Genomic DNA, 6,350 nt, shown 5'->3' with positions numbered 1-6,350 from the left:
CTGCAGTGGAGCGGAGCTCGGCCTCTGCAGAACGCGTCACCGCAGCCACCACCTGGCGCTTCCCTTCGAACAGGACGGCAAGATGATGTGCGTCGGCGCTGCCGCTTAGCTCCGGCATGGCAAGGCGATTCAGCGCCCCCGACGAGATCACCTCAACCGCCGCCGGACAAAGCGGCGAGCGAGCCATGGCCGCAGCGGCCTTGCAGCAGTCTTCGCGCTTGGGGAACACCGCAAGCACCGTTCGCGCACTTTCCGCAAGGGGGGAGAGACGGAGCGTGAGGGCGCTCAACATACCTATGGAACCCAGCGATCCCACAAAGAGCTTGGTGAGGTCGTAGCCCGCCACGTTCTTCACCGTCTTGCCCCCGGCCTTCACCACCGTCCCGTCCGCCAGAACGGCCCTGCAACCCAACAGGAGGTCGCGGACCCCTCCGTACAGCTGACGCCTGGGCCCAAAAGCGTTCGCGGCCACAATTCCGCCCAAGGTCGCCGACCCCGACACCGGGGGATCCAATGGCAGCCACAGGTTCCTTCCTCGCACAAGCGCCTGCAACTCCCGCAACGTCATGCCCGCTTCCACGGAAACGGTGAGGTTCTCGGGGTCAAAATCCAGCACCCTTTTCAGGCGCGCCGTGCAGATGGCAAGGTCGAAGGGCTCAGGCGTGCCGCCTATGTGCATGAGTTCACCTTCGCCCCAAACCAACACCTTTGCCTGCTGGCGATGGGCTTCGCGGAGCCACTGGCTAAGCTCCTCCTCACTTTGGGGCCACACCACTGCCGAAGGGCGCACACCCTCCACCGCGAAGCGCTGCAAGGTGCCGCTGTCAAAGCGGACCTCTGCTTTGTCGGTGAGAATCGCGCCAGACCACAGGCCCGTGCGTGTGCGGCTCATGCTGCTGCTCCCTCAGTGAGGTAGAAGCGCTCCGGGAATACTTTCCCCGGGTTCAGCACGCAGTTGGGGTCGAAGACTCGCTTGAGGCCGAACATCGCCCGCATGTCATCGTCGGAAAACACCAGAGGCATAGCGCCGATCTTTTCCAGGCCTATGCCATGCTCGCCGCTGATAGTGCCGCCCACGGCAACGCAGACTTCGAGGATCTCGTGGCTCGCCTTGATGACCCGCTGCCGCTCGTCAGGGTCGCGAGCATCAAACATCAAGTTGGGGTGGAGATTGCCGTCGCCGGCATGCAACAGATTGGCATGTTGCAGCTGGTACTTGCGCGCAATCCGTCCTACCTCGCGGAGCACATGCGGCAACTTGGCCCGCGGCACCGTGCCGTCGGCGACCATAATGGATGGCCGCACGCGGGTCATCGCGCCGAACGCACCTCGCCTTCCGCTCCACAGGGCCTGGCGCTCCTGTTCGTTGCGCGCAGTGCGTACCTCGCGGGCGCCGTGTTGGATGCAGATGGCTTCGATTTCGCGCGCCTGGGCGACCAGCCCCGCAGCGGGTCCATCCACCTCGATGACGAGCACTGCCTCGGCATCGGTCGGATAACCCACCGCAAGCGACGCCTCCACCGCCTGGATGGTCAACTTGTCCATCATCTCCAGCGTTGCGGGCACGATCCTCCGGCCGATGATGTCCGACACGGCGTCAGCCGCGGCATCGAGCGAGTCGAATATGGCCAGGAGTGTCTTGACATCTTGCGGCATCGGCAGGATGCGCACAATGACCTTGGTGACTACGCACAGCGTCCCTTCTGAGCCTACCAGGGCGCCCACAAGGTCGTAGCCGGGAGCATCAAGAGCCTTCCCTCCCAATCGACACACACGACCGTCCGCAAGAACAACCTCGAGGCCGAGCACGTGATTGGTGGTCACGCCGTACTTCAAGCAGTGCGGTCCTCCGGCGTTTTCCGCCACGTTGCCGCCGATGGTGGAGACCTTCTGGCTGGCCGGGTCCGGCGCGTAGAAATAGCCCAGCGGCGCCAATGCGTTCTGCAGGTCCAAGTTGTACACCCCGGGTTCGACCACGGCGCGTTGGTTGGCCACATCGATCTCCAGGATTCTGTTCATGCGCGTCAGTTCCAGCACAATGCCGCCCTTGGCCGGCACCGAGCCACCGCTCAGATTGGTCCCCGAACCCCGTGGCACACAAGGGATGCGCTCCCGGTGCGCCAACGCCAACACGCCACTCACCTCCGGCGTGGAATGGGCAAATACCACTGCTTCGGGACGCATGGCGTCCATGCTCCCATCGTACTCGTAAAGGAGGAGGTCAAGGGGATCCGTCAGGACGTTGTCCTTGCCGACTATCTTGCGCAATTGCTTGAGGATCTGCATCGGTAGCATGGCGATCTCCGGCGGTCAAAAACGAGGATCAAGGGATGAGGGGGCACGGTGAACGCAGCACGACAACGCGCAGGCCATCTACGGTGAGGGCCTCCGAGAAGACCTGGCGCGTGCGGGTTTCGTTTTCGGGGTCGACCACGCGCAAGAGATCAACGCCGCACGCACTCACCAGCTCTTCCAGCGCTACCCGTTTGAAGCGTTCGCCTTGGACCACATAGGTACTTCCTGGATTGGGCTGAAAGCCAGTGGTCGCAGAAGTCTGATTGTCAAAAATGACCACAATCATCTGGGCCCGTTCCCGTGCCGCTTCAATGAGGCCGTTGAGGCCCCAGGCGAAGAAGGCGGTATCGCCCAGCACGGCGATCACAGGCAGAGTGCTTACCTGAGCAGCCAAGCCTTTGGCGATGCTCACCGCCGAGCCAAGGTTGTACGAGACATCGATGAGCGTCAGCGGCGCAAGGGCCGCCCGCATCGTACACCCTGGATCGCCGACGATAATCGGCGGCGCATCACCATAGACCGCGCGTAACACCTGTTTGAGAACGCGGAAGGCATGCACATGCGGACAGCCGGCGCAAAAGCCCTTTTCGGGCGGCCGCTGGCTTGCCTCCTCGTAGGGAAAGAAAGGACGCGCTGGCGCAAAGCGCGGCTCGAACTGGGAGAGGATCTCCTCCAGCTGCCAGCGGAAAAGCTCGCTGCTGGGCGGCACAAGGCCGGTGAGGCGCCCTTTCACCTCCACATTCATCCGGCGCATGTGCACCAGCTCCAGCAAGGCCCGCTCCACCAATGGTGCACTCTCCTCCAGCACCGCCACCTCATCGCACGACTGGAGGATCCCCTGAAGCCAGCCGCTGGGCAGGGGCGCCGCGGTTCCCAACTTGCAGAGGGTGAAATGGCCGCGCGCCAAGTCGCCAACGAGGTCTTCCACCTCGGCAGCCACATGCCCAACAGCCACCACCGCCCGTCGTGCGCTGCCGTGCACCTCATTAAAGAGCGAATGCCCGAAACTCTCGGCAATGCGCTCCCACTTCCAGTGCAGCCGTGCGCTGCGCTCCGCTGCGACAGCTGGCGTGGCCAGCCACCGCCCTTCTTCGCGGGCAAACCGCGCCGCCGGAGGGGGATGGCGAACGAGCCTGTCCACCACAATTTCGCCTCGCATCTGGGCGTAGGCGAGCACGATGCGCACCATCACCGGCAGCTGGTACTCCTCAGAGAGGCGAAATGCCTCCTCCATCATCTCCGCGCCTTGCGCAGGGGTGGCAGGCTCCAGGACCGGCACGTGGGCCAGCGCAGCGATGGCCCGCGCGTCGATTTCGGCATTGGCCTCCACCGTGCCTGGGTCGTCGCCAGCAAGAACTACCAAGCCGGCCCGGATCCCGGTCGACGCCGCAACAATGAACGGATCAACCGCGGCAGCCAGCCCGCTGCCGGGTAGACAGACCAGCGAACGACAGCCCAGGAGGGAACTCCCGACTGCTTCCTCCAGAGCTGCCACAGGACTGATATTCCACTTGGCGCGGACGCCGCGCGTCTGCCCGGCGGCACCCAGCAGGTGAAGCGTGCGCGCACCCGGTCGCCCAGGGAACCCACACACCAGCTCTACGCCGGCACGGAATGCCCCTAAGGCCAGAGCCTCCTCACCCGAAACCTCCCTCCGTACGGCGGTAACACGACCCGTGGTTTGCATGCCTGCGTCTTCTCCCCCAGAGTCAGCGCGACGCTAATCACTTCTGGCTTTGGCGGCGCTTCTCCAGTTGCTTGACCGCCTCCGCGAGCGCGCGCTGATTCCACTTCACTCTGTGTCGGCTGCGAAGCTGTTGGAGCACCTCCGCCTGCAGGGCCGAGGTCCGAGTTCCCACCAGCCAGTTGTAGGCACGAGCCCGCGCCTGGGCGTAGGTGAGCCCTTTGTACTTCCCCTCCTTCTGCTCCTCGTACTCCTTCAGCACTTCGTCTTCGCTCACCTGCACCTTGCTGGTAACCAGCCTGCGGCGACACTCTTGCATGACGATGCGCTCGGTGATCTCGCGCGTTTTCTCCTCGAATTCGCGGCCCGAAGCGAGCCCCAGTCCCTTTGCTTCCTCATACAGCAGTTCCGGGAAAAGAGCTCGCCTGGCAAAGGCCACAAAGTCCTCAGTGCAGTTGAGGGGCACTCTCTCGCTGAGCTCAAGCTCATTGTAGTGGCGAAGCAAGTCGACGACCCGCCACCGCCCTGTCGCCCATGTGATGGCTTCGGTCTGCAAGCTGATGCCAGGAGCGCGTGCCGGGTCCAGATGGCTCGGTACCGGGCCCTCGCCGGGAACGTACATCTCAACAAAATAGCGTCCAAGGGTGTCGTTCACCGCGACGCGCCACCGCTTGAACAAGTCTTCCACCCACTCGTCCATGAACTGGCTTGTCTTGGCCACCCGCAGCTGCATCTCCAGCTCGCGACGTACTTGGGCGTACGGGCGAGGCTTGAAACCCCGTTTGTCAATCAGCTTCACGATGTGGTAGCCGATGGCCGTCTTCACCGGGCGAGAGATCTCGCCGATCTTCAGGGAAAAGGCCGCTTCCTCCAAAGGCGGTGCCAGATAGCCGCGCGTGTAGTAGCGCGTCATCTGCCCGCCGTTCAGTGCGCTGGGAATATCCGCCGAAAACCGCCGGGCGAGGGAGGCAAAATCGGCGCCTTTGCGAAGGGCCTCATAGAGCGAGTCCGCCATGCGTTCTGACTTGAGCACAATTTGGGCGATGAGCACTTCTTCATTGAGCTGAGCGTACAGGCGGTGGAGTTCCGGCTCCGTAATCTCCATGTTCTTGGGGGACACCGCGCGGTAGAGGGGGCCATTGGGCATGGTCAAAAAATCACGTTTTTCGTTCTCGATGCGGCGCACCACAGCACTGTCGCGGTGCAAACCCATCCGGTAACCCTCGGCGCGAAACAGGAGTTCCCACAGCATGTTGCTGTCCACGAACTCTTTGATGGCCTCTGGCGTGATCGGTTTCCCCACCTGGAAGTCGCGGGTCCACCTGTAGCGGTCGACTACGCTGCGGACGTCCACCGAGTGTCGACCGACCCTTGCCACCACTTCCGGCTCGCGCGACTCGCATGCGAGCAGAAAGAGAAAACCAACAAATACCGCGCCAACGGCAGTTCGCCTCACCGAGAAGCACCTCCTCATTACAAGTCCGTTGCTCCTCATCTTCGCAGTCGTGTCCACAAAGACCAAAAAAGGCCATCTCCAGGCTGGATCTGGCCTCGGCCATGGTCGATTTACAGGCGTGGGCCCTGCAGGGCTCGAACCTGCGACCTACGGATTATGAGTCCGCTGCTCTACCGGCTGAGCTAAGGGCCCAGGGATCGTCGGACGCGTTGTTATTATAGCAATAATCGCCGAGAATTTCAACAGCTTTTTTCTGCCGGTGTGCTTGGTCAGTGCCCGGAGCGGGACACTTCGAAGCGTGCCTCACCAAGGAGGCGCCCTTCAGCGTCCCGCACTTCGACTTTCCACTTTCCCACCTGGTCAGGCCTGATGGCCTTCTTGCTCCACGTCCGCCACCGCTGGTCCTCCACGCTCAGTGGCACCGAAATCTGCGACTGGCCCTCATATTGCCAGTCGTGGTAGACCACCTGGGGGCCCGTGGCCCCTTCAATCAAGGTGAAACAGAAGAGCGAGCCAACCTGGGGCGGAAAGCGCGTGTCTACGCCGACTGGCCGCAGGTCTTTGATGTCGCGACAAATGGCGATCTCCGCAACGCGCAGTCTTGAGCGGGAAGCACCCCGGGACAGAGAAGGCACGCTCCTCTCGCGCTGGGTGCGTGATTCGGTCCTCACTTCCTGCCGCACACGGCGCACGCCTGCCGTCTTGTTCTTGGGAAGGATTATCTGGCACAGTACAAAGACCGCCACCAGCGCCACGAACACATAGCTCAGCTTGTTGAGCATGTTCCTGCCCTTCCTGAGAAAGCCCCCTCTCGTGGACGGGACAACCGCAGCGCCTTGCTCGCCGGGCCGCTTGCGCAGCCAGAAGTGCCTCTCATGTCCTCTTTTTGCCTGCTATGTATTTCACCATCACCAG

The 6,350-nt window shown here is 62.7% G+C and carries 5 protein-coding genes and 1 tRNA gene; all 6 read right to left on the bottom strand.

The annotated features are described in order from the left end of the window. Positions 1-892 (bottom strand): FAD-binding oxidoreductase (locus H5U38_15720; GenBank protein ID MBC7188471.1); only part of this gene is annotated, 892 nt, incomplete at its 3' end. Beyond that, positions 889-2,295, bottom strand: coding sequence for an FAD-binding protein (locus H5U38_15715; protein MBC7188470.1), 1,407 nt, complete (start codon positions 2,293-2,295; stop codon positions 889-891). The genes H5U38_15720 and H5U38_15715, both read right to left, overlap by 4 nt. Before the next feature lie 28 nt (positions 2,296-2,323). Continuing rightward, the gene (locus H5U38_15710; protein ID MBC7188469.1) at positions 2,324-3,982 is read right to left on the bottom strand and encodes a hypothetical protein; all 1,659 of its coding nucleotides are present in this window, start codon (positions 3,980-3,982) and stop codon (positions 2,324-2,326) included. Positions 3,983-4,019: 37 nt separating this feature from the next. Beyond that, positions 4,020-5,435: a peptidylprolyl isomerase gene (locus H5U38_15705; GenBank protein ID MBC7188468.1), complete on the bottom strand. Its 1,416-nt coding sequence runs from the start codon at positions 5,433-5,435 to the stop codon at positions 4,020-4,022. A 119-nt stretch (positions 5,436-5,554) separates the two neighbouring features. Beyond that, a tRNA-Ile gene (locus H5U38_15700) sits at positions 5,555-5,627 on the bottom strand. A 77-nt stretch (positions 5,628-5,704) separates the two neighbouring features. After that, the gene (locus tag H5U38_15695; protein MBC7188467.1) at positions 5,705-6,217 is read right to left on the bottom strand and encodes a DUF2914 domain-containing protein; all 513 of its coding nucleotides are present in this window, start codon (positions 6,215-6,217) and stop codon (positions 5,705-5,707) included. Between the last annotated feature and the right edge of the window lie 133 nt (positions 6,218-6,350).

Source organism: Calditrichota bacterium, from assembly GCA_014359355.1.
Taxonomy (GTDB): domain Bacteria; phylum Zhuqueibacterota; class Zhuqueibacteria; order JANLFK01; family Oleimicrobiaceae; genus Oleimicrobium.
Note: the sequence above shows the minus strand (reverse complement) of the source record. Positions and strands in the feature narration are given on the sequence as shown.

What these genes read in the sequence shown, in the direction of transcription:
- H5U38_15710 (MBC7188469.1), bottom strand. Translation starts at nt 3,982, where the DNA reads ATGCAAACCACGGGTCGTGTTACCGCCGTACGGAGGGAGGTTTCGGGT.
- H5U38_15715 (MBC7188470.1), bottom strand. Translation starts at nt 2,295, where the DNA reads ATGCTACCGATGCAGATCCTCAAGCAATTGCGCAAGATAGTCGGCAAG.
- H5U38_15695 (MBC7188467.1), bottom strand. Translation starts at nt 6,217, where the DNA reads ATGCTCAACAAGCTGAGCTATGTGTTCGTGGCGCTGGTGGCGGTCTTT.